The following is a 22726-nucleotide window of genomic DNA, read 5'->3' as shown; positions in this document are numbered from 1 at the left end:
TTTAAAGAGGGTGGGGGAGGAGGGGCTGACCGTAAAGGGTGCTACTCCCGAGCGGCGGATTAGATCCGGCGGCATGTTGCAGCTTTTGCGGCAGTTCAAAAATACCGTTGGATTGCAGCTTAGGAACGTTTCTCGTATGGCTGGCAGCGGCCTTGGGGAGGGCCTGCATTGAATGAGCCAGCTTCTTATCCAGCATTACTTGAATGACTTGTCCGATCTGCGCAAGGCTTCCGGCTCCAACCGGGAAGGCATCGTCAGCGAAGCCTTTAAGGACCTGCTCAAGGGCTACGCAAAGTCCCACGATCTGATCTTCCTCCCGCAATACGAGCTGCCCCGGCAGGATGGCCACCGCCGCATCGTTGATGGCGCGCTGGTCTACGATCTTCGGGTTCCTTTCGGCTACTGGGAGGCCAAGGACGAAGAGGACAATCTCGATGACGAGATCGCCAAGAAGCTGCGGCGCGGCTACCCCCGCGATAACATCATTTTCGAGGATTCCAGAACTGCCGTGCTGATGCAGCACGGCAACGAAGTGATGCGCTGCCCGGTGGACGATACCGGCAAACTGCAGCACCTGCTCGATCTGTTCTTCAAATATGAGCGGCCCGAGGTCGCTGACTTCCGCAAGGCAGTCGTTCAATTCCAGACCGATCTACCGCAGGTGCTTGAAGCTCTGCGTGCGATGATCGCGAAAGAGCAAAAGGACAACGCGGCCTTCCGCGAGGGAGCAACCAAATTTCTCAAGCACGCGCACGAGACGATCAATCCAGCCGTCACGGCGGAGGACGTGCGCGAAATGCTGATCCAGCACATTCTCACCGAGGAAATCTTTTCCAAGGTGTTCGACGAGGATGATTTCCATCGCCAGAACAACGTGGCGAAAGAACTCTATGCGCTTGAAAACCTGTTCTTCACCGGAGCGCTGAAGAAGACCACGCTGAAGGGGCTGGAGCCCTACTACAATGCGATCCGCACGACCGCGCACCAGATCGCCACCCATACTGAGAAGCAGACCTTCCTCAAGGTGATTTACGAGGGCTTCTACAAGATCTACAACAAGAAGGCCGCCGACCGACTTGGCGTGGTCTACACCCCGAACGAGATCGTCAAGTTCATGGTGGAGAGCACCGATTGGCTTTGCCAGAAGCATTTCGGCAAATCGCTGATCGACCGCGACGTCCAGATTCTCGATCCGGCCACGGGGACCGGCACATTCATCTGCGAGTTGCTGGAGCATTTTCGTGGCCAGAAGGACAAGCTGGCACACAAGTACAAGGAGGAGCTGCACGCCAACGAAGTGGCGATCCTGCCCTATTACGTCGCCAATCTGAACATCGAGGCGACCTATGCGGCGATCACCGGCCAGTATGCCGAGTTTCCCAACTTGTGCTTTGTCGACACGCTCGACAATGTCGGCGGGTTGGGTATTCGTGCCGGCCATCAGCACGATCTGTTCGGCGCTATGTCGGAGGAGAACGTCGCCCGCATCAAGCGGCAGAATGCGCGCAAGATTTCCGTCGTGATTGGCAATCCGCCCTATAACGCCAATCAGCAGAATGAGAACGACAACAACAAGAACCGGACCTATCCGCGCATCGACGAGCGCATCAAGGATTCCTACATCAAGCTCAGTACGGCGCAGAAGACCAAAGCCTACGACATGTATACGCGGTTTTTCCGCTGGGCCTCGGACCGTTTGCATGACGATGGCATATTGGCGTTCATCACCAACCGTAGTTTCATCGATAGTCGTACCATGGACGGATTTCGCCGCGCGGTAGCGGCGGAATATTCCGATATCTATGTAGTCGACCTAGGCGGCGACGTGCGCGCCAATCCAAAGCTGTCTGGAACGCGCAACAACGTCTTTGGCATCCAGACCGGCGTCGCCATTTCGTTTCTCGTTAAGCGTCGGTTGCAGAAAGCGGAGCCTCATAGCTGTGCAGTCCACTATGCGCGGCGGCCAGAAATGGAGACGGCAGAAGACAAGCTCGCATGGTTGGGGCAAACGCAGTTGTCCCGCCTGCTCACGGAGACCGTGCGTCCGGATACGAAGGCAAACTGGATCAATCAAACGGATAACGATTTTTCTACACTTCTATCGATTGCAGATCGTGCGACGAAGGCTGCTAAAACGCCCACTCATGAACGTGCTATCTTTAAAATTTATTCACTTGGCGTCGCAACAAACCGCGACGAATGGGTGTACGATTTCAGTTCACGTAACTTGAAGACAAAGGTTGAATATCTGATCGATGCCTATAACGCAGATGTCAGAAAAATCGGACGTAATGGCGCTGTAAAAAAGGTTGTTGATGCGCTTGATTATTCCATCAAATGGACCCGCGCTGTAAAGCGCGATTTGGGAAAGGGAATAGCGTATAAATTTGACGCAAGAAAAATTGTTGCTGCGAACTATAGGCCCTATGTCTCAGCGTATTTCTATCGAGACAATCATCTTAACGAGATGTCATATTTGACACCGTATCTGTTTGGGGGAGGTGAGTTACGAAATCCTGCGATAGTCATTATGGGCGACTCTTCTGGGAAGCCGTATCTGTCTATTGCGATTGACCGGATACCAGATTTGAATTTCGTTAGTCCTGCTTCAGGAGGGTCTCAGACATTTGCTATCAAAAGAATAGAAGCTGATGGTACTATAGTCGATAATATTACCGACTGGGCGTTAGCTCGGTTCCGTTCTAATTATGAAGGGCGTAAGAAATCGAAGCGTCCTATCACCAAGGAGGCTATCTTTCATTACGTCTACGCTGTGCTTCACGATCCAATCTACCGCCAAAAGTATGCGCAAAATCTCAAGCGCGAATTTCCACGAATCCCCTTCTATCCCGATTTCTGGAAATGGGCCGAGTGGGGCGAAACTCTCATGGCGCTGCACATCGGTTACGAGACCGTGAAGCCGTGGAAGTTGCAACGGATCGATGCGCCCGACACAAAATCTAGGTCGGCCGGGCTGTCACCAAAGCCGTCCTTGAAGGCTGACAAAGACAATGGCGTGATCGTGCTCGATTCCGAAACACAACTGACCGGCATTCCTGCAGAGGCCTGGACCTATCGTCTCGGCAATCGTTCGGCGCTTGAATGGATTCTCGACCAGTACAAGGAAAAGACTCCGAAGGACCCGACCATCCGCGAAAAGTTCAACAATTATCGCTTTGCCGATCACAAGGAGAAGGTGATCGACTTGCTGATGCGCATCACCCGCGTCAGCATCGAGACGATGGAGATTATAGTAGCAATGAAGGACGTCGAGAGGTAGGCGAGTCGGACCGGACTGCGATTGGTCTCGGGTCTCGGCCTGAGCTATCCCCGGGCTTTTTAATCACACGTCCCGCGCATATCCATTCGGACGACGCTGCTGCGGTGCGCCGAGTACGGCGATGCAGAGGCCGAGAAATGCCAGGCCGATGATCTCGCAGATGAAATTTTCAAACATGATACGCCCTCACGCTAATGGGATGAGAATGCGGAGATGGCGCTTAAGCGTTCCTTAATGCGCGTTTACGCTTCGATAATGTGTGGAAACACAGTTAATCCGCGAGGGCACCATCCGTTAACATCCGGCTATCGCAGGATGTCAGCGGGCGTGAGTCTGTGCGCTGTGCGGCATCGGGATTTTGGCCTTCAGCGCGGCTTCGCCTTCGGGCGTGATGCAATAACGCACCAGCGAGCCGGCCTGGAGCGCGATCCAGGTCTTTTCAACCATCTTGGACAGGGTCTTCGGCCCGGCAGGCATCAAATGCAGCGCCAGCAGGCCCGGCGTATCGCGCAGTTTCTGAAGCCCGGTGCGCTCGACATAATGCGGCAGGTGGCTGGCGCGTGTCGGCATGGGGCAAGTCTCATCGGGTTGGACGAGGGGAACTGAACTATTCTTTTGGGTGAACTACATGAACGCATGAGCGCGGCTTCAGTTGCATCCGGCATCGAAAAAATGCCCGGCAGGCACTTGACAGTTTTCCTATAAGATTATAATCAAATCCTATCCGGTTCGCGAGGGGCGCTTCATGAGGCGTCTTGAGGTGGGACAGGATGCGGCGCCTGCGGGTGTGGGGTGACGTACCCCGCACACTCGGGAGGCTTGGGGTCACCGTCCGGGCCCACTACGGGGCTCTGCCACTCATGCTGGCTGGACGTGGTATTGGTGAACGGCGCGAAATCGTCGGGATAAGCGGAGTGCGGAGCTCTGCCCTTTACCCGGAAGAACGGTCCCTCAGCTAAAAAGACGTCGCGGTGGCGCGCCCTCAAGGCGTTGCGCGGTTGCAGCTTGCCGGCGTTCCGGTGGAGCGGATCGCGACACACACCACCCTTTGCGCCTGATGGCGCGCCGCCGCCCCTCATGTTTCAGGAGGGGGATTGCTCACACCTCGGACGCGCAAGCGCCGCGAGAATGCGAGAGCTCGGCTGTTTGAAGCGAAGAAGAAGAATCAGAGAACACGATGGCGCGGCAGCGCGCTAATGCGATGCGCTGGCGGAGAATGCGTTGACGATGACCACGCCGGTCAGGATGAAGCCGATGCCGATGATGGCGGCGAGATCGAGCGCCTGCCGGAACGCGAAATAGCTCACCGCCGAAATCAGCACGATGCCGAGCCCGCTCCAGATCGCATAGGCGATCCCGACTGGCATCACCTTCAGCGCGTGCGACAGGAAATAGAGCGACAGGATGTAGCAGACGGCCATGCCGAACGTCGGCCAGAGCTTCGTGAACTGCTGCGACTGCGCCAGCAGCGCCGTGCCGATGGTCTCCAGCACGATGGCGCAGCCGAGGGCGGCGTAGTTGAGGAAGGTCGGGGTCATGAAAGGGCTCGGGCGTTCAGGAATCCCTCCCCGCGTAAAGGCGAGGAGGGACAAGAAGACCTCAGCTCTTCAGCAGCGGGGTGATCTTTTTGGAGAATTCCTCGAACGACTGCTCGCCCTTCAGCATCTCGCCATTGATGAAGAAGGTCGGCGTCGAGTTCACCTTCAGCACTTCATTGGCGTATTTCTGGTCAGCGGCGATCTTGTCGAGCAGCGCCTGGTCCTTCAGGCATTCTTCCACGGCCTGCTGGCTGAGGCCGGCCTGCTTGCCGATGCGGGTCAGGGTCGCGGCGGTGTCCTTCATCACCCAGTCGTTCTGCTGCTTGAACAGCATATCGATGACGGCGAAGTACTTGCCCGAGTCTTCCTTGGCGATGCAGCGCGCCAGCATCGAGCCGGCAGCGGCCTTGATGTCGAGCGGGAATTCGCGAAACACGAAGCGGATCTTGTTGGTGTCGATGAAGGCTTCCTTGATCTTCGGGAACACCTGCTCGGTGAAGGCCGCGCAATGCGGGCAGGTCATCGAGGCATATTCGGTGACGGTGACGGCGGCATCCTTCGGGCCGAGCGCCATGTCGGGCAGCGACACCGGCTTGGCGACGTCGACGGCGTTCTGCGCGAATGCCTCGGAGATCAGCTGCAGCGGCGACAGGCCGATGGCTGCTGCGGCGCCGGTCAGGGCAAGGGCGGCGGTGAAGTCACGGCGCGTGATGATCAAAGGAATGCTCCAAAGCGGCGGCGGACGCCGGGAAAAGGTTCGCTTCGCTAACTTGAAACCACAAATGTGGCAAGCACGCGCCGGTTCCGGGCGAGCTGGAAAGCCTCAACTTCGCTTGATCGAGGCGCCGAGCCGCGCCAGTGCCTCGCGCAAGGCGTCGTCCTCGACCTCGGGCAGCGTTTCCGCGACCTGGGCGATGGCTTTGGCATCCGGCGGCTTCACGGTGCGGCGAGGCTGCGGCCGTGACAGCGGCGCCTGGCGCAGCGCGATCTTGCCGACCGCGTTCCAGCCGAAAAAGCGGTTCACCCGCTGCAGGATCGCATCCGACGAATGCTGGATCTCCAGCGCCATCGGCCCCTCGACGCGCAGGATGAGCGTCGCCGGCTCCTGCGGCTGGCCTTCCACAGGGCGCGGCCACTGGATCTTCAGCGGCTCGGAGAAATTCGCCACCTGCTGGCCGGCGATCTCTGCCCAGCGTGTTACCAGCTCGCGCGAGGCAAAGCCCTGTTTGGCATAGGCATCGGCAAACACCCCGCCGAGCAGGACGGAGAGCGGCTTGGCGGAGATCGGGCCGGGCTTGTTCATGAACGAGGCTTTTGGATACATGTCGGCATGAGTCTATCAGCCGCCGCCACCCGACGAAAGAAACCTTCCGCACGGGATAGCGGGGAAAGCGCCGCCGCCAAGCGTCCGGCCCAACTGCTCGCCTGGTATGACAAGCATCGCCGCAGGTTGCCGTGGCGGCCGTTGCCGGGCGAGGGCATCGATCCCTACCGCGTCTGGCTGTCGGAAATCATGCTGCAGCAGACCACGGTGCAGGCGGTCGGGCCGTATTTCGCCAAGTTCCTGGCGCGCTGGCCCACGGTCAGCGATCTCGGCAGCGCCTCGCAGGACGACGTGCTGCGGATGTGGGCCGGGCTTGGCTATTACTCCCGTGCGCGCAATCTCCACGCCTGCGCGGTCACCGTGCTGCGCGATCATGGCGGCGTCTTCCCGGATACCGAGGACGGGTTGCGCGCGCTGCCGGGTATCGGGCCCTATACGGCATCGGCCATCGCCGCCATTGCCTTTGGCCGCCAATGCATGCCGGTGGATGGCAATATCGAGCGCGTGACCTCGCGGCTCTATGCGGTGGAAGAACCGCTGCCGAAATCCAAGCCTGTCATCGTGGGGCTCGCCGCCACGCTGCTCGGTCCCTCGCGGGCGGGTGACAGCGCCCAGGCGCTCATGGATCTCGGCTCCACCATCTGCACGCCCAAAAAACCCGCCTGTGCGCTGTGCCCGATCAATGACGATTGCGCGGCAAAAACCCGTGGCGATCAGGAGACGTTTCCGCGCAAACTGCCGAAGAAAGCGGGCACCTTGCGCAAGGGGGCAGCCTTCGTGGTCACGCGCGGCAACGAACTCCTGGTGCGCACCCGCCCGGAAAAGGGCTTGCTGGGAAACATGACCGAAGTGCCGTCATCGGGGTGGCTCGCCGGTCACGACGACAAGGACGCCCTGAAGCAGGCGCCGACCTTAAAAAATCTCACGGCGTGGCATCGCAAAGTGGGCGCGGTCACCCATATCTTCACTCACTTCCCGCTGGAGCTCACCGTCTATACGGCGCATGTGCCCCCCCGCACCCGCCCCCCGGAGGGGATGCGCTGGGTGCCAATCGCAACATTGGATGACGAAGCCTTGCCGAACGTCATGCGCAAGGTCATCGCGCATGGACTGGATTGAAGTTTGAATCCGGAAGCTTGAAGGCGCCAGCGCGCGAGCTGCATCAGCTCGCGCTGGAAAGTTGCGACGATTGCGGCAGCGTCACGATCGGCGGCTTCGCGTTGAGGCCTTCGACCTGGAATCCGGCGACGCGCTTGTAGTTGGCGGCGATGTCTTCGAGTTCCTGCTGCGACAGCACGTCGGTGACGACATCGAATCCCTCAGGCGCGCGCTCCTCGATGATCTGCATGACCTGTTCCGGTCCGTTGCGGCGGTTCAACATCACAAGGTCAGTGGTCGCGGGGCGTCGTTCGGCCTCATAGGCTTCGAGCGCGGCCGGCACTTCACCAAGCGCAAGAATCTCACGCGTCAGTACGCGCGCATCGAGAATGGCCTGCGACGCGCCGTTGGAGCCGATCGGATACATCGGATGCGCAGCATCGCCCATCAGCGTCACGCGGCCGAAGGTCCAGCGATCGACGGGATCGCGATCGACCAGCGGATATTCATAGGCGTGCGGGCAGTTGCTGATCAGGCCGGGCACGTCGAGCCAGTCGAATCTCCAGTCCTTGAACCAGGGCAGGAATTCGTCGAGCCGTGCCGCACGGTTGTAGTCCTCGCGGCGCCACTCATAGGTCGGCGGCATGTGCCGTTCGGCGACCCAGTTGATGTCGTATTTGCCGTCGGCATCCGGCTCCTGCGAGATCGGGTAGCAGACGAATTTCAGGATCTCGTGGCCAGCCATGATCATGGTGCGGCCGGTCAGGAACGCATCGCTCCTGGTGATGCCGCGCCAGAGAATGCGGCCATTCCAGAGCGGCGCGCCTTCCTGCGGATAGAGCTTCTGCCGGATCGCCGAATGGATGCCATCGGCGGCGATCAACAGCGTGCCGTCATAGCTGCCAGCGGATTTGCCGGTGGCCTTGTCGATGAAGTCGGCGCGAATGCCCTCCGGCGTTTCCGTCCAGCCGCTCAGGTGATGGCTGGTGAGGATGTTCTCGGCGCCAAGGCGTTCGATGGCGGTGTCGAGCAGGATCTGCTGTAGCCTGCCACGATGGATCGAGAACTGCGGCCATTTGTAGCCGGCCTCGATGCCGCGCGGTTCGCTCCAGATCGGCTTGCCGTGCTTGGAGAAGAAGGCGAGTTCGCGGGTGCGCACGCCTGACGAGTCGAGCTGGTCGTGCAGGCCGAGCTCGATCAGCTCGCGCACCGCATGCGGCAGCACATTGATGCCGACACCGAGCGGCTTCAGCGCCGGCACGCTTTCAAATACGCGGCACGGCACGCCGATCTGGTGCAGGCTGAGCGCGAGCGTCAGTCCGCCAATTCCGCCGCCTGCAATGAGAACGGTCATTTTTTGTTGCCTCCCCCTCGATTTGATCGAGGTCATGGCACGGGAGAGGCGATGGCGGCAACTGGGACGATCGCCACGGAAAAATGCGTCCGGATCGTCCGCCGGTAGCGAATTCATGGTGGACGGAACCTTAACGCAAAATTCAGCCGCGTTCCCTAATACCGGTGGCACTAGTTTTTGGGTGAATCGGTCACCGACAGGTCAATGATGTCCAACCAGATTAAGCCGAGCGGCCGCGAGACTTTCTTTCCTGCATCAGAGCTCATCGTATCCAAGACGGATCTCAAGGGTCGCATGACCTATGTGAACCGTCTGTTCTGCAAGATGGCCGGCTATACCGAAGCCGAGTTGCTCCGCCAGCCGCACAGCCTGATCCGTCATCCCGACATGCCGCGCAGTGTCTTCAAGCTGCTCTGGGACACGGTCGAGGAGCGCCGCGAGATTTTCGCCTTCGTAAAAAACATGGCGAGCAATGGCGATCACTACTGGGTCTTCGCCCATGTCACGCCGTCCTACGGCCTCGACGGCAAGATCGCCGGCTATCATTCCAATCGCCGTGTCCCGCCGCCGGATCTCATCAAGAAGACGATCGCGCCTCTTTATGCCGACGTGCTGGCAATCGAGAAGCGACACGTGAACGGCAAGGAATCCCTCGCCGCCGGCTACAAGGCCCTTACCGATTTCGTTGCATCCCAGAAAGTCAGCTATGACGAACTTATGTTTTCTCTCAAGAGCGCAGCTTAGCACGCTCGTCGTCATTGCCGGCTCTGCGCTTGCTCTGGTGCTTCAGTTCTTCGGTCTTCCACTCGCGGCCATGGTCTGTCAGGCCGTTGCGATCGCTGCGGCTGTTGCCGCGCTTGTCCTGATGGGCAAGACGGCGCGCCTGATCGAGAAGGCACGCGTCGCCTGCCAGCGCATCGCGCAGGGTGATTTCGAGGCCCGTATCCTTGGCATCCCGGTGCGCGGCGTGACCGGCGAGTTGCTGCACAGCGTTAATGATATGATCGACGGCTGCGATGCCTTCGTGCGCGAATCCACCGCGGCGATGGCAGCGCTCAACGACAACAAATATTACCGGCGCATCCTGCCGGGCGGATTGCATGGCGGCCTGCTGCACGGTGCGAAAGCGATGAATGCGGCGACCGACAATATTGCCGACCGCATCAGGAATTTCGAGCGCCAGACCAGCCAGCTCGAATCCACCGTGGGCGGCATCGTATCCGCACTCGACAGCGGCGCGGTCGAGATGAGCAGCACCGCAGGCAATCTGCGGACGGGCGCATCCTCGACATTGACCCGTGTTACGTCGGTGGCGGCGGCATCCGAACAGGCGTCCGCCAACATGCAATCGGTGGCTTCGGCCACAGCGCGGCTGTCGTCCAGTGCCAGCGAGGTGGGCGCCGACGTCAATCGCTCGGCGGCGATTGCCGGCCGTGCCGTCGAACGCGTCGCCGATGCAGCCAGCAATGTCGACGTGCTTCGCGCTGTCGCCGTACGCATCAGTGAAGTCGTGACCTCGATCAACGTGATCGCCAGCCAGACCAATCTGCTGGCGCTGAACGCGACGATCGAGGCGGCCCGCGCAGGCGATGCTGGCCGCGGTTTCGCTGTGGTGGCGCATGAAGTGAAGGCACTGGCGACCCAGACCGCCAACTTCACCGCCGAGATCGAAAAGGAAATCGGCCAGGTTCAGTCGGCGACCGACAAGGTCAGCTCGTCGATCACCGAGATTGGCACCGTGATTGCGGAAGTGAACGAGATCACCGGCAAGGTCGCGAGCGCCTCCGAAGCGCAGTCGGCGGCAACGGCCGATATCGCGCGCAACATCGACGAGGCCTTCGCCGTGGTGCGTGAGATCTCGACCAACATCCAGTCGCTGGCAACCACAGCCAAGGACACCGAACAACTCGCCACATCGACCATGGTGGCATCGAGCGATCTGTCGTCGCAGTCGGGATTGCTGACCAAGGAAATCCGCGGCTATCTCGGCGAGGCCCGGCAAAATCTGGTACGCCAGGCTGCCGCGCGCTGATCGCGTCCGCTCATTTCGATTGATCCGGAATTGGCGCCGTTGCGGCGCCAATTTCTTTAGCGGTGTAACGCGCGACTGCTAGGCGCTGATATCCGTAAAGAAACCACTGGCGCTGCCGCCATTCTCGGTCTTCTTGTTCACGGCTTCCTTGATCTTGTCGGCAATCTTCTGCTCGACCTCCCGGCGTTGCTCCGGCGACATGTTGTTCAATTCTTCTTCCGTTACGCCGATGCTCGACAGCAGCGCGTCGCGCATTTTTTCTGCCGGCGTCTTTTTCGCGTAGTCGAGGAATTTCTCTTCCGGCGATTTTGCTATCGCTGTTGCATTGCCGAGGCCGCTCTCGGCCTTGTCGGATGGCTGCAGTCTGGTCGGAAGCTTGAAGGACTGCATGCTGGAGATAATGGAGTTCGACATCTGAATTTCTCTTGCTGTGAGATGTTTGCGACCCACTACGCAAAAATCAGGCCATCAGAAATATTCAGACATCATAAGCGGTTAGGTATTTGTAGTTGCTATCAGGCGTTGCCTGCCGGCAAGCTTTGCCGGCAAAATTGACCGGGGCGCGCTGTGTCAGGCCGTACGGCGCTTTGGCGGATCGAGCTCGCGGCCGGTTTCCAGCATGATCTTGCGGAGCCAGATTGAGCCGGAATCGAATTGCGCGCGTGTCGGCGTGAACATGAACTGTTCGTCGTTGCCGGGATCGAATGGTGGCGCAATTGTCGTGAGCGATAGTGGCTGAGCCAATGCGGCAATCAGGCGTCGCGGCACAAAGGCCACGAGATCGGTCCGTGCCGCGACATGCAGCGCCTCGATATAGCTCGGCACGACGAGGGCGATCTGCCGCTCCAGTTTCTTGTTGCGCAGCCAGTCGTCGATCAGGTCTTCGCTCTGGCCCCGGAGCACCACGGCGATGTGGCGGGCTTTGAGAAATCCCTCGGCCGTTTTCAGGCGCGCTACTGCCGGATAGCCCTTGCGGACGGCAAGGGCGTCGGAATCGACATAGAGCAACTGACGATGGAAGCCGTTGAAGGCGTTGCCGATGCTGATCACCATGTCGAGGCTGCGGGCGAATTCCGCCGTCATGATCGACGGGCCGCGCCATGGCACGATGTTGATCTGGACGCCCGGCGCGACGCTGTCGAGCTTCTTCATCAATGGCGGCATCAGCAGTTCGACAGCCAGATCCGGCATCATCAGCCGAAAGTGCCGGTCGCTTTGGCGGGCATCGAAGACATCCGGGATGAACAGTCCGCGGACTTGCTCCAGTGTCTGGGCAAGTGGACCGCGCAGGGCCTGTGCGCGCGGGGTCAGCTCCATGCGGGCGCCGACGCGGACGAGCAGGGGATCGCCGAGAACGTCACGGAGCCGGCGCAGCGCGTGGCTCGCCGCCGGTTGCGACAGGCCGATCCGCATTGCGGCGCGGCCGACATTGCTCTCGCGCAGCAATGCATCGAGCGCGACGAGCAAGTTCAGGTCGAGCGCAGCTAAATTCATCAGACGAATATATATCATACAGACTATCGATTGGAAGAATGAGGATTCTCCAACCCATACTGCGTCATCGTTCAAGCGATGGAGCAGAACAATGAGCACGGCAGACAACAAGAAGCTTATTCGGCAGGTCTATCGCGATTCAGCCAACCGCAGCGGCACGACCTTCGCCGATCATCTCGCCGATGATGCATGCTGGATCGTGGTCGGTCAGTATTCCTGGGGACGCACCTTCAAGGGGAAGGATGCGATCCTCAACGGCCTCATGGGGCATTTCAGGTCGCTATTTGACATCCGGCCGCGCACGGTCGCGTCCAACTTCATTGCGGAAGGCAATCTGGTGGTGGTCGAGGCCAAGGGCGACAATATCACCAAGACCGGCGATCGTTACGACAACGATTATTGCATGGTGTGGCGTGTCGAGAACGGCAAGATCACCATGATCAAGGAATATTGCGACACTGCGCTTGTGGAGCGGGTGTTGGGGCCGTTTCCGGAAGAGATGGCGCGCGCGCCTGCCTGACACAAAAAAATGCCGGGCGCAGTGCTGCGCCCGGCATTCGTCGGATGGTTCGTGATCAGGCTGCGCTGGTGGCGAGATGTTTGAACATGGCGGCGCGGGCTTCGTCGTCCATCTCGGCCTTGAACTTGAACGTGTCCTTCAGGGCGACAGCCTTCGCTGCGGCCGGACGCGCCGAGATCTCATCATGCAGGCGCTTTACGTTGGGGAATTGGGCGAAGCCCTCGTCGCCCAGGATGAAGTTGGTCATCCTCACCCAGCCCCAGACATCCATGTCGACGATCGTGTAGCTGTCTCCGACCATATATTGCCGTCCCGCCAGGCGGTCATTGAGCACGCCGAGATGGCGCTTGGCCTCGAACTGATAGCGGTTATGCGCGTAGTCGATCTTCTCCGGCGCGAAATGCTTGAAGTGCACGGCCTGGCCGAAAAACGGACCGACGCCGGTGGCGACGAACATCAGCCAGGACAGCATCTCGCCGCGATTGGCCGGGGTGTTGGCGGGCAGGAATTTGCCGGTCTTCTCGGCGAGGTAGAGCAGGATGGCGTTGCTGTCGAACACCTTGACGCCATCGTCGTCGATTGCAGGCACCTTGCCGTTCGGATTGACCTTCAGGAAGTCCTGGTTGAATTGCGCACCGGTGCGGGTGTCGATGGCGATCGGCTCATAGGCCAGGCCGGCTTCTTCCAGAAACAGCGCGACCTTGGTCGGGTTTGGCGACCCGTTGAAGTAAAACTTCAGCATCTCAAATCTCCCAGGATTTTGTACGTCAAAGCACGAGACGGGCCGCTGATGCGGACCGTTGTCTCGTGCTTGGAATTCAGGGGGAGTGCAAGCGATGTTTTGACGAAGGTCGGGCGCATGCGTCCGGCCGGTGGCATGGGCGGGGACTTTAGACCGCGCCCATCTCGCTGCGGATTTCAGCGCGGAGTTCGTCGATCAAGCGCAGGCCCTTCTTGGTCTCGACGTGCCAGAACGTCCAGCCGTTGCAGGAGGCGGAGCCCTGGGCCATCGCGCCCATGCGATGGATCGAGCCGACCTTGTCGCCGAACATGATGGCGCCGTCGGCGCGCACCAATGCACCATGACGCTTCTTGAGATCGACCAGCTTGGTACCGGGCGAGATCATGCCGCGCTCGACCAGTTCCGAGAACGCCACGCGGGGCGCGCTGCGGGCGGTCATGAACGGTGCCAGCGTTGCTTCCGGCAGCGGCTCGATTGCAGCGATGCGTGCTTCGGCAGCGGCGGCGTAATCGCGGTCGCGTTCGAAGCCGATGTAATTGCGGCCAAGGCGCTTGGCGACAGCCCCAGTGGTGCCGGTGCCGTTGAACGGATCGATCACGAGGTCGCCGGGCTTCGACGACGACAGCAGCACGCGGGCCAGCAGGCCTTCCGGCTTCTGCGTGGGGTGAACCTTCTTGCCGTCCGAGCCCTTCAGGCGTTCGTCGCCGGTGCAGAGCGGGATCAGCCAGTCGGAACGCGCCTGCACGTCCTCATTCGCGGCCTTGAGGGCTTCGTAATTGAACGTATAGCCCTTGGCGTTCTCATCGCGCGCGGCCCAGATCATAGTCTCATGCGCATTGGTGAAGCGACGGCCGCGGAAATTCGGCATCGGATTCGATTTGCGCCACACGATATCGTTGAGGACCCAGAAGCCGAGGTCCTGCATGATCGCGCCGACGCGGAAAATATTGTGGTAGGAGCCGATCACCCACAAGGTCGCCGACGGCTTCATGATACGGCGTGCGGCCAGGAGCCACGCGCGCGTGAAGTCGTCATATGCGGCGAATGACGAGAACTTGTCCCAGTCATTATTCACCGCATCGACATGGGATTCGTCGGGGCGCTTGAGATCGCCCTTCAGCTGCAGATTGTACGGCGGATCTGCGAACACCAGATCGACCGACCCTGCCGGGAGTTTTGACATCTCTGCGACGCAATCACCAATGACGATGCTGCTGCTCGGAGAGGTTTCGAAGTGAGAGCGGGGCGCCCTTGCAGACGCCCCGCGACGCGAAACAACCATGACTCAATTACTCTGACTCAGGCGACGCTGTCGGCGACGCGGGACTAAACAACCGACAGGCAGACATTGACCGGGCAAAGTAAAAATCGACTTAATTGGTAACGAGTTCGAACTAGGCAAGTTTTGCCGGGCAGGTTAATGCTTAATGGAATGGAAATTTTGCGCTGCAATTGCGTTATGGTGTTCGGATCGCGTCAAACCGGTCTAAAATGCTGCGACTTGAAATGAAGGAATTACCTCATGCGTTACGATGACTTCCGTCGCAGCGACAATATCGACGACCGTCGTGACGATAGCGGCGGCGGATATGGCGGCGGAGGTGGCGGTGGTTTCGGAATTCCGGGCGGTGGCGGTGGTCTCGGCATCGGCACGGTGATTGTGCTTGGCCTCGTCGGCTGGGCGTTCGGTATCGATCCGCGCATCCTGATCGGCGGTGCAGAAATTCTCACCGGCGGACAGCAGGCGCCGACCTATCAGACCGATCGGCGCTCGACGCCGACGAAATCAGGGGCGCCCACCGACGAGATGGGCAGCATGATCTCGGGCGTGCTCGGCGAGATCGACGATCGCTGGGATGAAATCTTCAAGGAGAGCGGACAGAAATATATTGGGCCGCAGATCGTGCTGTTTCGCAATGCCACCAATGGCGGGCGCTGCGGCAATGCGCAGTCGGCGATGGGGCCGTTCTACTGTCCGCCCGACAAGAAGATCTATCTCGACACCGGCTTCTTCCGTCAGGTTGAAACCAAATTCCGCGGTTGCTCGGGCAATGCCTGCAAATTTACCGCGGCATATATCATTGCGCATGAAGCCGGCCATCACATTCAGAACCTGCTCGGGATCATTCCGCGCGTGACACGCCTGCAGCAGCAGGCCGGCAGCAAGGCTGAGGCCAATCTGCTGCAGGTCCGCGTCGAGTTGCAGGCCGATTGTCTGTCGGGCGTCTGGGTCAATCGCGAATCGAAGAAGCGCCCCGGTTTCCTCGAAGCCGGCGACATCGATGCTGCGCTGCAGACCGCGTCCGCCATCGGCGACGATACGTTGCAACGTCAGGCACAGGGTCGCGTCGTGCCGGATTCCTTCACGCACGGTTCTGCCGAACAGCGCAAGCGCTGGTTCATGACCGGCTATCAGCAGGGCACCGTGCAGGCCTGCAATACATTCGCGACGGATCGACTGTAACGACGATGGAGCCCGACACGACCAAAGCCTTCGTACCGCTCAACATTGCGGTACTGACGATTTCCGACACGCGGTCGCTCGATGACGACAAGTCCGGCGCGACGCTGGCCGATCGGCTGGCATCGGCCGGTCACGTGTTGGCGAAGCGCGAGATCGTCACGGACGATGTCGAAGCGATCCGCAAGATCGTGCGCGCATGGATTGCCGATCCCGGCGTGGACGCGATCATTACGACCGGCGGCACGGGGTTCACCGGCCGCGATGTCACGCCGGAAGCCATCGAGCCGCTGTTCGAGAAGCGGATGGATGGTTTCTCGATTGCGTTTCACATGCTGAGCCACGCCAAGATCGGTACCTCGACGATCCAGAGCCGCGCGACTGCTGGCACCGCCGGCGCGACATTTATCTTCTGCCTGCCGGGTTCGCCCGGCGCCTGCCGCGATGGCTGGGACGGCATCCTTGCCGCGCAACTGGATTACCGCACGCGGCCCTGCAATTTCGTGGAGATCATGCCGCGGCTGGATGAGCATTTGCGACGCCCGAAGGCGAAGGGCGCGTCGGTCTAGAGCACGAGTTCCCAGGTCTCGCCGATCAAATCCTGCCCGAAACTGCGATGCGGCTCGGTGGCGACCAGCGCGAAACCTGCATCCTGATAGACTTTTCGCGCAGCGCCGAGATTGCTCTGGGTCCACAGCGTGATCCTGCGATAACCGCATTGCCGCGCAAAGGCGATGGATTCCGTCACCATGCGCTGGCCGAGCTTTTGTCCGCGCGCCTTGGGATCGATCAGCAAGAGCCGAAACTTGGCGACGTCGTCGGATGCCTTCACGAGAAACAGCGAGCCGACCGGCGCGCCGTCCATCTCGGCGATCCAGCAGCGTTCGCGCGTGGCATCGCATGATGCGACGAATTCTGCGGCGATGTCAGCTACCAGCGCCTTGAAGGACGCATCGAACCCGTATTCACTCGCATAGAGTTCGCCGTGACTGCGGATGACCCAGTCGATATCGCCAGGCTGGAGATCGCGTAGCACTGCAAGCTGAACGGCATCGGGGGCTTGGGCGGCCATGGTCAGGCGACGATGATCCGGCTGCGCAGCAATGTGCGTGAGGAGCGGCCGAGCTGGCGCAGCAGCCGCGCTTCGGAGCGCCGGGCATCGGGTGCGTAGCCCCCGAGACGGTCGTAGTGTTCGCGTGCAATCAGCAGACCTTGATCGGCCTTGGGGCCTGTGATCATCCGGACCAGGTGCTTCAGGCCATCGCGAAAATTGGTCTCGTCATAGGGCGAGCGCGCATAGCGGAAAATGCCCGCGCGGGGGCGGTTGCTGGTCGATACGCGCTGGATGAATTGCTGGGTCTCCTCGATCCAGCCGGCATCGAGCACGGCGCCGGCATGGAGAAACATTAGCCAGGGCGAGCGCGCCTGCTTGGCGCCGGCGGCCATCGCCGCGGCGCGCGATCCCTGCGAGGTCAGGAAGCCGCAGCCGGCGACATCGGCGACACGTTCGATGACATCGGTGCCAGCGCGATCGACCAGCAGCACTTCGCGGATCACACCGGCAGCAGCGCCCGGCACCAGCGCTGCCAGTGTGGCAACAGCGGGCTGTTCGACGCCTTCGGTGGGGATGATCACGCTCAGCATGGGTGTCGGATAATACCTCTCAACAACGGGGTGGCCGCGTTATCATTTCGTCATAGTCTATGCGGCACCGGCGGCTGCTGCAATTTCGGGGCGGTTCGACTTTCGGCCGCCCCTGCAAGGCGGCGGGAGAATGCACAGTGCCCCGGCCGTGTGCCACCCTATTTATGTTCTTGCTTTGTTCCATGTGTACGCTATCGTGGCTTCATGAGTCGCCAGATCGCTGCCCTCAAGCACCCGCCGGTCCCGGCGCCCTCCGATAAGCCGGCGGGTGCGCTTTCCCCTTTTCCCGAGATCGCAGTGGCGATCGACAAGCAGCGGCGGCGCGGCCGCGGTGCCCAGTCCAACGACAGCGGGCGCTACGAGGCCGAGGCCCGGGTAGCCTTTGATGATGGCTGGCAGAGCCTCGATGAATTGCCGCCGTTCAAGACGACCGTTGCGACGGACACCGCGCGCAAGGTCATCACGCGCAATGAGTCGCCGGATATCGGCTTCGACCGTTCGATCAATCCCTATCGCGGCTGCGAGCATGGCTGCGTCTATTGTTTCGCGCGGCCGACCCACGCCTATCTCGGTCTCTCGCCCGGGATCGATTTCGAATCCAAACTGTTCGTGAAGCCCGATGCGCCGGCGCTGCTCGAGAAGGAGCTGGCCGCCGCCGAATACGAGCCGAAGATGATCGCGATCGGTACCAATACCGATCCGTATCAGCCGATCGAGCGCGAGCGGCAGGTGATGCGCGGCATTCTCGAAGTGCTGGAGAAGACCGGCCATCCCGTCGGCATCGTCACGAAGTCTGCCTTGGTGACGCGCGATATCGATATCCTGGCGCGGATGGCGAAGCGCAATCTGGTCAAAGTGGCGTTGTCGGTGACGTCGCTCGATCCGAAGCTCGCGCGCACCATGGAGCCGCGCGCTTCGACGCCGTCGAAGCGACTGGAAGCTTTGCGGCAGCTATCCGAGGCTGGCATTCCGACCACGGTGATGGTGGCGCCGGTGATCCCCGCGCTGAACGACAGCGAGATCGAACGGATTCTCGATGCCGCCGCGCATGCCGGCGTCAAGGAAGCCAGCTACGTTTTGTTGCGGCTGCCGATGGAAGTACGCGATCTGTTTCGCGAGTGGCTGATCGCGAATTATCCGGATCGCTATCGGCATGTTTTCACGCTGATCCGCGAAATGCGCGGTGGCCGCGATTACGACTCGCAATGGGGCACGCGCATGAAGGGCACGGGGCCGATGGCCTGGATGATCGGTCGCCGCTTCGAGATCGCCTGCACGAAGCTTGGCCTAAACAAGCGTCGTTCGAAGCTCACCCTCGATCATTTCGAGAAGCCGGCCGGTGCCGGTCAGCAATTGAATCTGTTCTAACTCCGCAGGTCTCGCAGCGTACGGAGTGGTGGAGAGGGGACGTTGGCAGGAAACCAGAGCCTGCCAACGTCCCTCTTTTCGATCTATAGAGTGAGTACAGGAGTGACGCGCATGACGACGAAGAAACCACCGGCGCCGATCGCGCGCATGACGGTGATCACGCTGGGTGTCGCGGATATGCGCAGGAGCATTGCCTTCTACGAAGCGCTGGGCTTTACGCGAAAGGCCCGTGCCTCGGGCGATGCCATCGCCTTTTTCGACACCGGCGCCAGCGTCCTCGCGCTGTTTCCATGGGATCAACTGGCGCAGGATGCGACATTGCCTGACCATCCAAGGCCGCAGGCGTTTCGCGGCAGCACGCTGGCGTGGAATTGCCGCTCCGAAGGCGAGGTCGATGCGGTCCTCGCTTTCGCTGTCGATTGTGGTGGATCGCTTCTGAAGCCAGCGCGAAAGACCGATTACGGTGGCTATTCCGGCTACTTTGCCGACCCGGACGGGCACGCCTGGGACGTGGTGACGGCACCGGGGATCGAGGTCGGTGATGACCGGCGGGTGCGTCTGGACGATTAAAGACCCGACCTGAATAGCGGGCATGATCCTGAGTTCCCGGTTGCACCCCGGGAGCTGCTTCAGCAGGATCCTCCGATGATTCGAGATGCGAAGAAGAAAGCGCCGGCCAAGCCGCGCAAGATCGTGGTCGCGCCGAGCTTCACGCGCGAGCGCACACTGCTCAAGAAAGGCATCTGGCCGGTGGCTGGTTGCGACGAGGCCGGGCGTGGTCCGCTGGCCGGACCGGTTGTTGCCGCCGCGGTTGTGTTGGACCCGAACAACATTCCAAAAGGCCTCGACGATTCCAAGAAGCTGACAGAGAGTAAGCGCGAGGCGCTGTTCGAGGAAATCTGCGCTACGTCGTCCTTTGCCGTCGCCTACGCATCACCCGCCCGGATCGACCGCGACAATATCCTGCGGGCCTCGCTCTGGGCGCTGGCGCGTGCCGTCGCGTCGCTCCCGGACGCGCCGAAACATGTGTTTGTCGACGGCCGCGACAAGATCGATACGAAGGCCGATTGCGAGGCCGTCATTGGCGGCGATGCGTTGGTGCTCTCCATCGCAGCAGCCTCGATCATCGCCAAGGTGTCGCGCGACCGGCTGATGTGCCGGCTGGCCGAGGATTGTCCGGGCTATGGTTTCGAGGTCCATAAGGGCTATGGCGTGCCGCAGCATATGGCCGCGCTGAATGAATTGGGGCCCAGCATTCATCATCGCAGCCTGTTCGCGCCGGTTGCTGCGGCGCGTGCGCGTCATCAGGCTGGCGTCCGTGCGGCAGGTCTGATCGAAGTCCACACCACCATCGATATCGAGATATCCGCCTGAGCGCTCAGGCGGTTGCCTCTCTTGGCTCTGCGCCGTATCACCTGAGCACGCTTCATTCCCTGCTGGCCGGTTCAGACGTTCAATGCGTTTCACCTCCCTGATCGTCGAACTGATCCGCGCCCGGCCACGGCTGGTGTTCTGGATCGTCGTGCTGTGTCAGGCCGCGATCTGGCTCGTCGTCCCCCTGCTGCTGTATCGCGGGCCGCCGGGCGATCTCGCCACCGTGTTGGCCTATGGCCGGGAATATCAAGTCGGTACCCATATGGGACCGCCGCTGGCGTTCTGGCTGGCGGACATCGCCTTTCGGGCCGCCGGCAATCATGTTTTCGGTGTCTATCTGCTGGCGCAGATCTGCGCCGTCCTCACTTTCCGCGCGGTCTATCAGCTGGGCAGTGCCATCGTCGGCGGCCCGCAGGCTGTCATCGCCGTGCTGCTCACCATGACGGTTACGGCCTTTAGCACGCCCGGCATCGAATTCGGCCCGCTGATCCTCGCGCGTCCGCTCTGGGCGATGTTCCTGCTGCATGCCTGGCTCGCGATCGGGCAGGGCCGTCGCAATGCCTGGTTCGCGCTGTCCATCGAGGCCGGCCTGCTGCTGCTGACCACGCCTCATGCCATGTGGCTGCTGCCGCTGCCACTCGTCTTCGGGCTCGCGACATCGCGCGGCAGGCGTAACCTTGCTTCGTTCGATCCGCTTTATGCGCTGCTGGTCATCGCGGTGCTGACATTGCCATGGGCCATGTGGGTGATCCGGGCCGGCGCACCAATTGTGCCTGTACCGCCGCAACTGACCGATATCGCCAGCCAGGCGCGGCAGTGCGGCGTGCTGATGGCCTGGCTGCTTGCGTCAATTACCGGCGTGATCGTGCTGACGGTGATGAACTGGGGCCGCATCGTTCCGAAGACCGAGGAAGCTCCGATTATCTTCCGCCCGCCGGTCGATCCGCTGGCACGTGACTATGTATTTTTCTTCGCGCTCGTGCCGGGGCTGCTCGGCAGCCTGTTCGCTGCCCTTTACGGGCTCGATCGCGTGGTCGGCGGTGCCGGCATTGCGCTGGTCATGTCGGGTCTCGCCGTGGTCGTGGCGTCGGGCGACCTGATCGCGCTGCGGCGCCAGCGCGTGCTGCGCAAGGTCTGGGCCTTCGCCATCATCGCTCCGGCCCTCGCAGCCTTCGCCAGTCTTGTGATTCTGCCTTGGGTCGACGGCCCCGAAGATGTGACGGCGCTGCCTGCACGCGAGATCGGGCGCTTCTTCGGCGAGAGCTTCGAGCGCCGGACCAATAAGCCATTGCCGGCGGTGGCCGGCGATGCGCAACTCGCAGCATTGATCGGGATGAGCGCGTCACGGCCGCATCTGCTGAACGATGCAGTGCCTTCCCGTACGCCGTGGATCACGCCAGCGAAGTTCGCCGAGACCGGCGGCGTCGTGGTGTGGCGCGCGGCGGATACAGTCGGTACGCCGCCTGCAGACGTTGCGCAGCGTTTCCCCAACCTCGTGCCGGAAGTCCCGCGCGCCTTTGAGCGTCTGGTGAATGGCCGGCAACCTTTGCTGCGGATCGGTTGGGCAATTGTCCGGCCAAAGGCGCCCTAGCTGGTCCTGCCCGACGGTGCTTCCAGCGCCTTTGCGATCGCGCGCAGATCCATCCAGGTCATCCGCTTATAAGACGGCGAGCGCAGCAGATAGGCGGGGTGGAACGTCGCCAGCGCTTTGATCTTGCGCGTGCCAGTGTCGTAATCGACCCAGCGTCCCCTGGACTTCATGATGCCGTCGCGGGTCTGCAGCAGCGTCTGTGTCGACGGATTGCCCAGTGTGACGAGAATGTCCGGATTCGCCAGTTCGATCTGGCGCTGGATGAACGGCAGGCAGATCTGTGTCTCCTGCGGCGTCGGCGTGCGGTTGCCCGGCGGCCGCCATGGAATCACATTGGCGATATAGACGTCGGTGCGCTTCAGGCCGATGGCGCCCATCATTAGGTCGAGCAATTTGCCGGAGCGGCCAACGAAGGGCAGGCCTTCGATGTCCTCGTCGCGGCCGGGTGCCTCGCCGACGAACATGATCCGCGCCTGTGGATTGCCGTCGGCAAACACCAGTTGGGTCGCGGTCGATTTCAGGGCGCAGCCGTCGAATGTATCCAGCATGCCACGCAGCACCTCAAGCGAGGGCGCGGTACGCGCGGCGTCGCGGGCGGCGGCAATCGCCACGTCCGGGGCGACCTCGACGCGGGTGGGTGGGCGTGCGGGGGGCGGCGGCATGCCATTGAGCGGTGGCCGTTTCGGCGCGCTGTCGGACAGCTCCCGGGCAGGCGGCGGAAGGTCGTCCGACAGCCGGTTCACCGGCTCATCCATCAATGCGCAATCGACCCCGGCCTCCAGATAAAAGGCGAGCAGTTGCGCAACGCTGGGGTGGGGTTCAGGCGTCATGAGAGGGGGTCACAGGCATGCCGCCAATCTAGGCCGGATCGCCGCCCAGCGAAACGCCCCCTGTGCATTTAGGTGG

The 22726-nt window shown here is 61.2% G+C and carries 22 protein-coding genes and 1 pseudogene; 11 read left to right on the top strand and 12 right to left on the bottom strand.

The features are described from left to right. The first annotated feature begins 172 nt into the window (after positions 1–172). Entirely contained in the window at positions 173–3280 is a 3108-nt protein-coding gene (locus AB8A23_RS00905) for a type ISP restriction/modification enzyme (RefSeq protein ID WP_439057155.1), read from the top strand. 318 nt (positions 3281–3598) lie between these two features. Here the strand turns inward: AB8A23_RS00905 and AB8A23_RS00900 are convergent, their stop codons facing one another. The 4 genes from AB8A23_RS00900 to AB8A23_RS00885 all read right to left on the bottom strand — a co-directional run bounded on the left by AB8A23_RS00900 (position 3599) and on the right by AB8A23_RS00885 (position 6121). Next, positions 3599–3850, bottom strand: a complete 252-nt coding sequence (locus AB8A23_RS00900) for a hypothetical protein (RefSeq protein WP_439057156.1) — start codon at positions 3848–3850, stop codon at positions 3599–3601. A gap of 623 nt (positions 3851–4473) precedes the next feature. Continuing rightward, positions 4474–4818, bottom strand: a complete 345-nt coding sequence (locus tag AB8A23_RS00895) for a DMT family transporter (RefSeq protein ID WP_068733204.1) — start codon at positions 4816–4818, stop codon at positions 4474–4476. A gap of 61 nt (positions 4819–4879) precedes the next feature. After that, a complete protein-coding gene (locus AB8A23_RS00890; protein WP_089262423.1) occupies positions 4880–5536 on the bottom strand; it encodes a DsbA family protein in 657 nt (218 codons plus the stop codon). 105 nt (positions 5537–5641) lie between these two features. Beyond that, complete coding sequence (locus AB8A23_RS00885; protein ID WP_231078102.1) at positions 5642–6121, bottom strand: DUF721 domain-containing protein; 480 nt, start codon at positions 6119–6121, stop codon at positions 5642–5644. A gap of 27 nt (positions 6122–6148) precedes the next feature. On the opposite strand from AB8A23_RS00885, the gene mutY reads away from it, so the two are divergent. Further along, positions 6149–7261: an A/G-specific adenine glycosylase gene (mutY, locus tag AB8A23_RS00880; RefSeq protein WP_439057157.1), complete on the top strand. Its 1113-nt coding sequence runs from the start codon at positions 6149–6151 to the stop codon at positions 7259–7261. 43 nt (positions 7262–7304) lie between these two features. Here mutY and AB8A23_RS00875 read toward each other — a convergent pair whose 3' ends face one another. Beyond that, complete coding sequence (locus AB8A23_RS00875; protein WP_439057158.1) at positions 7305–8594, bottom strand: flavin-dependent oxidoreductase; 1290 nt, start codon at positions 8592–8594, stop codon at positions 7305–7307. A gap of 207 nt (positions 8595–8801) precedes the next feature. On the opposite strand from AB8A23_RS00875, the gene AB8A23_RS00870 reads away from it, so the two are divergent. Together AB8A23_RS00870 and AB8A23_RS00865 are read left to right on the top strand one after the other, a co-directional pair. Next, the gene (locus AB8A23_RS00870; protein ID WP_439057159.1) at positions 8802–9338 is read left to right on the top strand and encodes a PAS domain-containing protein; all 537 of its coding nucleotides are present in this window, start codon (positions 8802–8804) and stop codon (positions 9336–9338) included. Beyond that, positions 9301–10626 carry a methyl-accepting chemotaxis protein gene (locus tag AB8A23_RS00865; RefSeq protein ID WP_184513463.1) on the top strand — a complete coding sequence of 442 codons (1326 nt, stop codon included), beginning with the start codon at positions 9301–9303 and terminating at the stop codon, positions 10624–10626. Before AB8A23_RS00870 ends, AB8A23_RS00865 begins: the two co-directional genes overlap by 38 nt. A gap of 78 nt (positions 10627–10704) precedes the next feature. Here AB8A23_RS00865 and AB8A23_RS00860 read toward each other — a convergent pair whose 3' ends face one another. Continuing rightward, positions 10705–11040 carry a hypothetical protein gene (locus tag AB8A23_RS00860; RefSeq protein WP_089262415.1) on the bottom strand — a complete coding sequence of 112 codons (336 nt, stop codon included), beginning with the start codon at positions 11038–11040 and terminating at the stop codon, positions 10705–10707. Between the two features lie 156 nt (positions 11041–11196). Next, a complete protein-coding gene (locus AB8A23_RS00855) occupies positions 11197–12120 on the bottom strand; it encodes a LysR family transcriptional regulator (protein ID WP_184520196.1) in 924 nt (307 codons plus the stop codon). Between the two features lie 91 nt (positions 12121–12211). Between AB8A23_RS00855 and AB8A23_RS00850 the strand changes: the two genes are divergently transcribed. Further along, positions 12212–12640, top strand: a complete 429-nt coding sequence (locus AB8A23_RS00850) for a nuclear transport factor 2 family protein (RefSeq protein ID WP_439057160.1) — start codon at positions 12212–12214, stop codon at positions 12638–12640. Between the two features lie 55 nt (positions 12641–12695). Here AB8A23_RS00850 and AB8A23_RS00845 read toward each other — a convergent pair whose 3' ends face one another. Continuing rightward, on the bottom strand, positions 12696–13382 hold the full coding sequence (locus AB8A23_RS00845) for a glutathione S-transferase family protein (protein ID WP_184513465.1): 687 nt from the start codon (positions 13380–13382) through the stop codon (positions 12696–12698). A 148-nt stretch (positions 13383–13530) separates the two neighbouring features. Next, the gene (locus AB8A23_RS00840; protein WP_093759553.1) at positions 13531–14664 is read right to left on the bottom strand and encodes a site-specific DNA-methyltransferase; all 1134 of its coding nucleotides are present in this window, start codon (positions 14662–14664) and stop codon (positions 13531–13533) included. Positions 14665–14904: 240 nt separating this feature from the next. Between AB8A23_RS00840 and ypfJ the strand changes: the two genes are divergently transcribed. Both ypfJ and moaB read left to right on the top strand, forming a co-directional pair. After that, positions 14905–15846, top strand: coding sequence for a KPN_02809 family neutral zinc metallopeptidase (ypfJ, locus tag AB8A23_RS00835; protein ID WP_439057161.1), 942 nt, complete (start codon positions 14905–14907; stop codon positions 15844–15846). Positions 15847–15851: 5 nt separating this feature from the next. Beyond that, entirely contained in the window at positions 15852–16412 is a 561-nt protein-coding gene (gene moaB / locus AB8A23_RS00830) for a molybdenum cofactor biosynthesis protein B (protein WP_439057162.1), read from the top strand. Here moaB and AB8A23_RS00825 read toward each other — a convergent pair. After that, a pseudogene (locus AB8A23_RS00825) lies at positions 16409–16882 on the bottom strand (GNAT family N-acetyltransferase); the annotation flags it as partial. The gene moaB and the pseudogene AB8A23_RS00825 overlap by 4 nt on opposite strands. A 35-nt stretch (positions 16883–16917) precedes the next feature. Beyond that, positions 16918–17487 carry a glycosyltransferase gene (locus tag AB8A23_RS00820; RefSeq protein WP_089262399.1) on the bottom strand — a complete coding sequence of 190 codons (570 nt, stop codon included), beginning with the start codon at positions 17485–17487 and terminating at the stop codon, positions 16918–16920. Between the two features lie 204 nt (positions 17488–17691). On the opposite strand from AB8A23_RS00820, the gene AB8A23_RS00815 reads away from it, so the two are divergent. The 4 genes from AB8A23_RS00815 (at position 17692) to AB8A23_RS00800 (ending at position 21820) form a co-directional block, all read left to right on the top strand. After that, positions 17692–18855, top strand: coding sequence for a PA0069 family radical SAM protein (locus tag AB8A23_RS00815; RefSeq protein ID WP_120288415.1), 1164 nt, complete (start codon positions 17692–17694; stop codon positions 18853–18855). A gap of 111 nt (positions 18856–18966) precedes the next feature. Beyond that, positions 18967–19425: a VOC family protein gene (locus AB8A23_RS00810; RefSeq protein WP_175368748.1), complete on the top strand. Its 459-nt coding sequence runs from the start codon at positions 18967–18969 to the stop codon at positions 19423–19425. Between the two features lie 75 nt (positions 19426–19500). Continuing rightward, positions 19501–20229, top strand: coding sequence for a ribonuclease HII (locus tag AB8A23_RS00805; protein WP_175368749.1), 729 nt, complete (start codon positions 19501–19503; stop codon positions 20227–20229). Positions 20230–20311: 82 nt separating this feature from the next. After that, on the top strand, positions 20312–21820 hold the full coding sequence (locus AB8A23_RS00800) for a glycosyltransferase family 39 protein (RefSeq protein ID WP_439057163.1): 1509 nt from the start codon (positions 20312–20314) through the stop codon (positions 21818–21820). Here the strand turns inward: AB8A23_RS00800 and AB8A23_RS00795 are convergent. Continuing rightward, positions 21817–22650 (bottom strand): uracil-DNA glycosylase, encoded by an 834-nt coding sequence (locus tag AB8A23_RS00795; RefSeq protein WP_439057164.1) that lies wholly within the window; start codon positions 22648–22650, stop codon positions 21817–21819. The genes AB8A23_RS00800 and AB8A23_RS00795 overlap by 4 nt on opposite strands. Between the last annotated feature and the right edge of the window lie 76 nt (positions 22651–22726).

The sequence above is a fragment of the Tardiphaga sp. 619_E2_N8_4 genome, from assembly GCF_051810905.1.
GTDB lineage: Bacteria > Pseudomonadota > Alphaproteobacteria > Rhizobiales > Xanthobacteraceae > Tardiphaga > Tardiphaga robiniae.
This window is presented reverse-complemented; position numbering and strand designations above follow the sequence as displayed.

Coding starts and splice junctions, on each gene's coding strand:
- mutY (WP_439057157.1), top strand. CDS start 6,149: ATGAGTCTATCAGCCGCCGCCACCCGACGAAAGAAACCTTCCGCACGG.
- AB8A23_RS00855 (WP_184520196.1), bottom strand. CDS start 12,120: ATGAATTTAGCTGCGCTCGACCTGAACTTGCTCGTCGCGCTCGATGCA.
- AB8A23_RS00805 (WP_175368749.1), top strand. CDS start 19,501: ATGATTCGAGATGCGAAGAAGAAAGCGCCGGCCAAGCCGCGCAAGATC.
- ypfJ (WP_439057161.1), top strand. CDS start 14,905: ATGCGTTACGATGACTTCCGTCGCAGCGACAATATCGACGACCGTCGT.
- AB8A23_RS00905 (WP_439057155.1), top strand. CDS start 173: ATGAGCCAGCTTCTTATCCAGCATTACTTGAATGACTTGTCCGATCTG.
- AB8A23_RS00860 (WP_089262415.1), bottom strand. CDS start 11,040: ATGTCGAACTCCATTATCTCCAGCATGCAGTCCTTCAAGCTTCCGACC.
- AB8A23_RS00885 (WP_231078102.1), bottom strand. CDS start 6,121: ATGAACAAGCCCGGCCCGATCTCCGCCAAGCCGCTCTCCGTCCTGCTC.
- AB8A23_RS00840 (WP_093759553.1), bottom strand. CDS start 14,664: ATGGTTGTTTCGCGTCGCGGGGCGTCTGCAAGGGCGCCCCGCTCTCAC.
- AB8A23_RS00800 (WP_439057163.1), top strand. CDS start 20,312: ATGCGTTTCACCTCCCTGATCGTCGAACTGATCCGCGCCCGGCCACGG.
- moaB (WP_439057162.1), top strand. CDS start 15,852: ATGGAGCCCGACACGACCAAAGCCTTCGTACCGCTCAACATTGCGGTA.
- AB8A23_RS00820 (WP_089262399.1), bottom strand. CDS start 17,487: ATGCTGAGCGTGATCATCCCCACCGAAGGCGTCGAACAGCCCGCTGTT.
- AB8A23_RS00845 (WP_184513465.1), bottom strand. CDS start 13,382: ATGCTGAAGTTTTACTTCAACGGGTCGCCAAACCCGACCAAGGTCGCG.
- AB8A23_RS00810 (WP_175368748.1), top strand. CDS start 18,967: ATGACGACGAAGAAACCACCGGCGCCGATCGCGCGCATGACGGTGATC.
- AB8A23_RS00795 (WP_439057164.1), bottom strand. CDS start 22,650: ATGACGCCTGAACCCCACCCCAGCGTTGCGCAACTGCTCGCCTTTTAT.
- AB8A23_RS00875 (WP_439057158.1), bottom strand. CDS start 8,594: ATGACCGTTCTCATTGCAGGCGGCGGAATTGGCGGACTGACGCTCGCG.
- AB8A23_RS00895 (WP_068733204.1), bottom strand. CDS start 4,818: ATGACCCCGACCTTCCTCAACTACGCCGCCCTCGGCTGCGCCATCGTG.
- AB8A23_RS00815 (WP_120288415.1), top strand. CDS start 17,692: ATGAGTCGCCAGATCGCTGCCCTCAAGCACCCGCCGGTCCCGGCGCCC.
- AB8A23_RS00865 (WP_184513463.1), top strand. CDS start 9,301: ATGACGAACTTATGTTTTCTCTCAAGAGCGCAGCTTAGCACGCTCGTC.
- AB8A23_RS00870 (WP_439057159.1), top strand. CDS start 8,802: ATGTCCAACCAGATTAAGCCGAGCGGCCGCGAGACTTTCTTTCCTGCA.
- AB8A23_RS00850 (WP_439057160.1), top strand. CDS start 12,212: ATGAGCACGGCAGACAACAAGAAGCTTATTCGGCAGGTCTATCGCGAT.
- AB8A23_RS00900 (WP_439057156.1), bottom strand. CDS start 3,850: ATGCCGACACGCGCCAGCCACCTGCCGCATTATGTCGAGCGCACCGGG.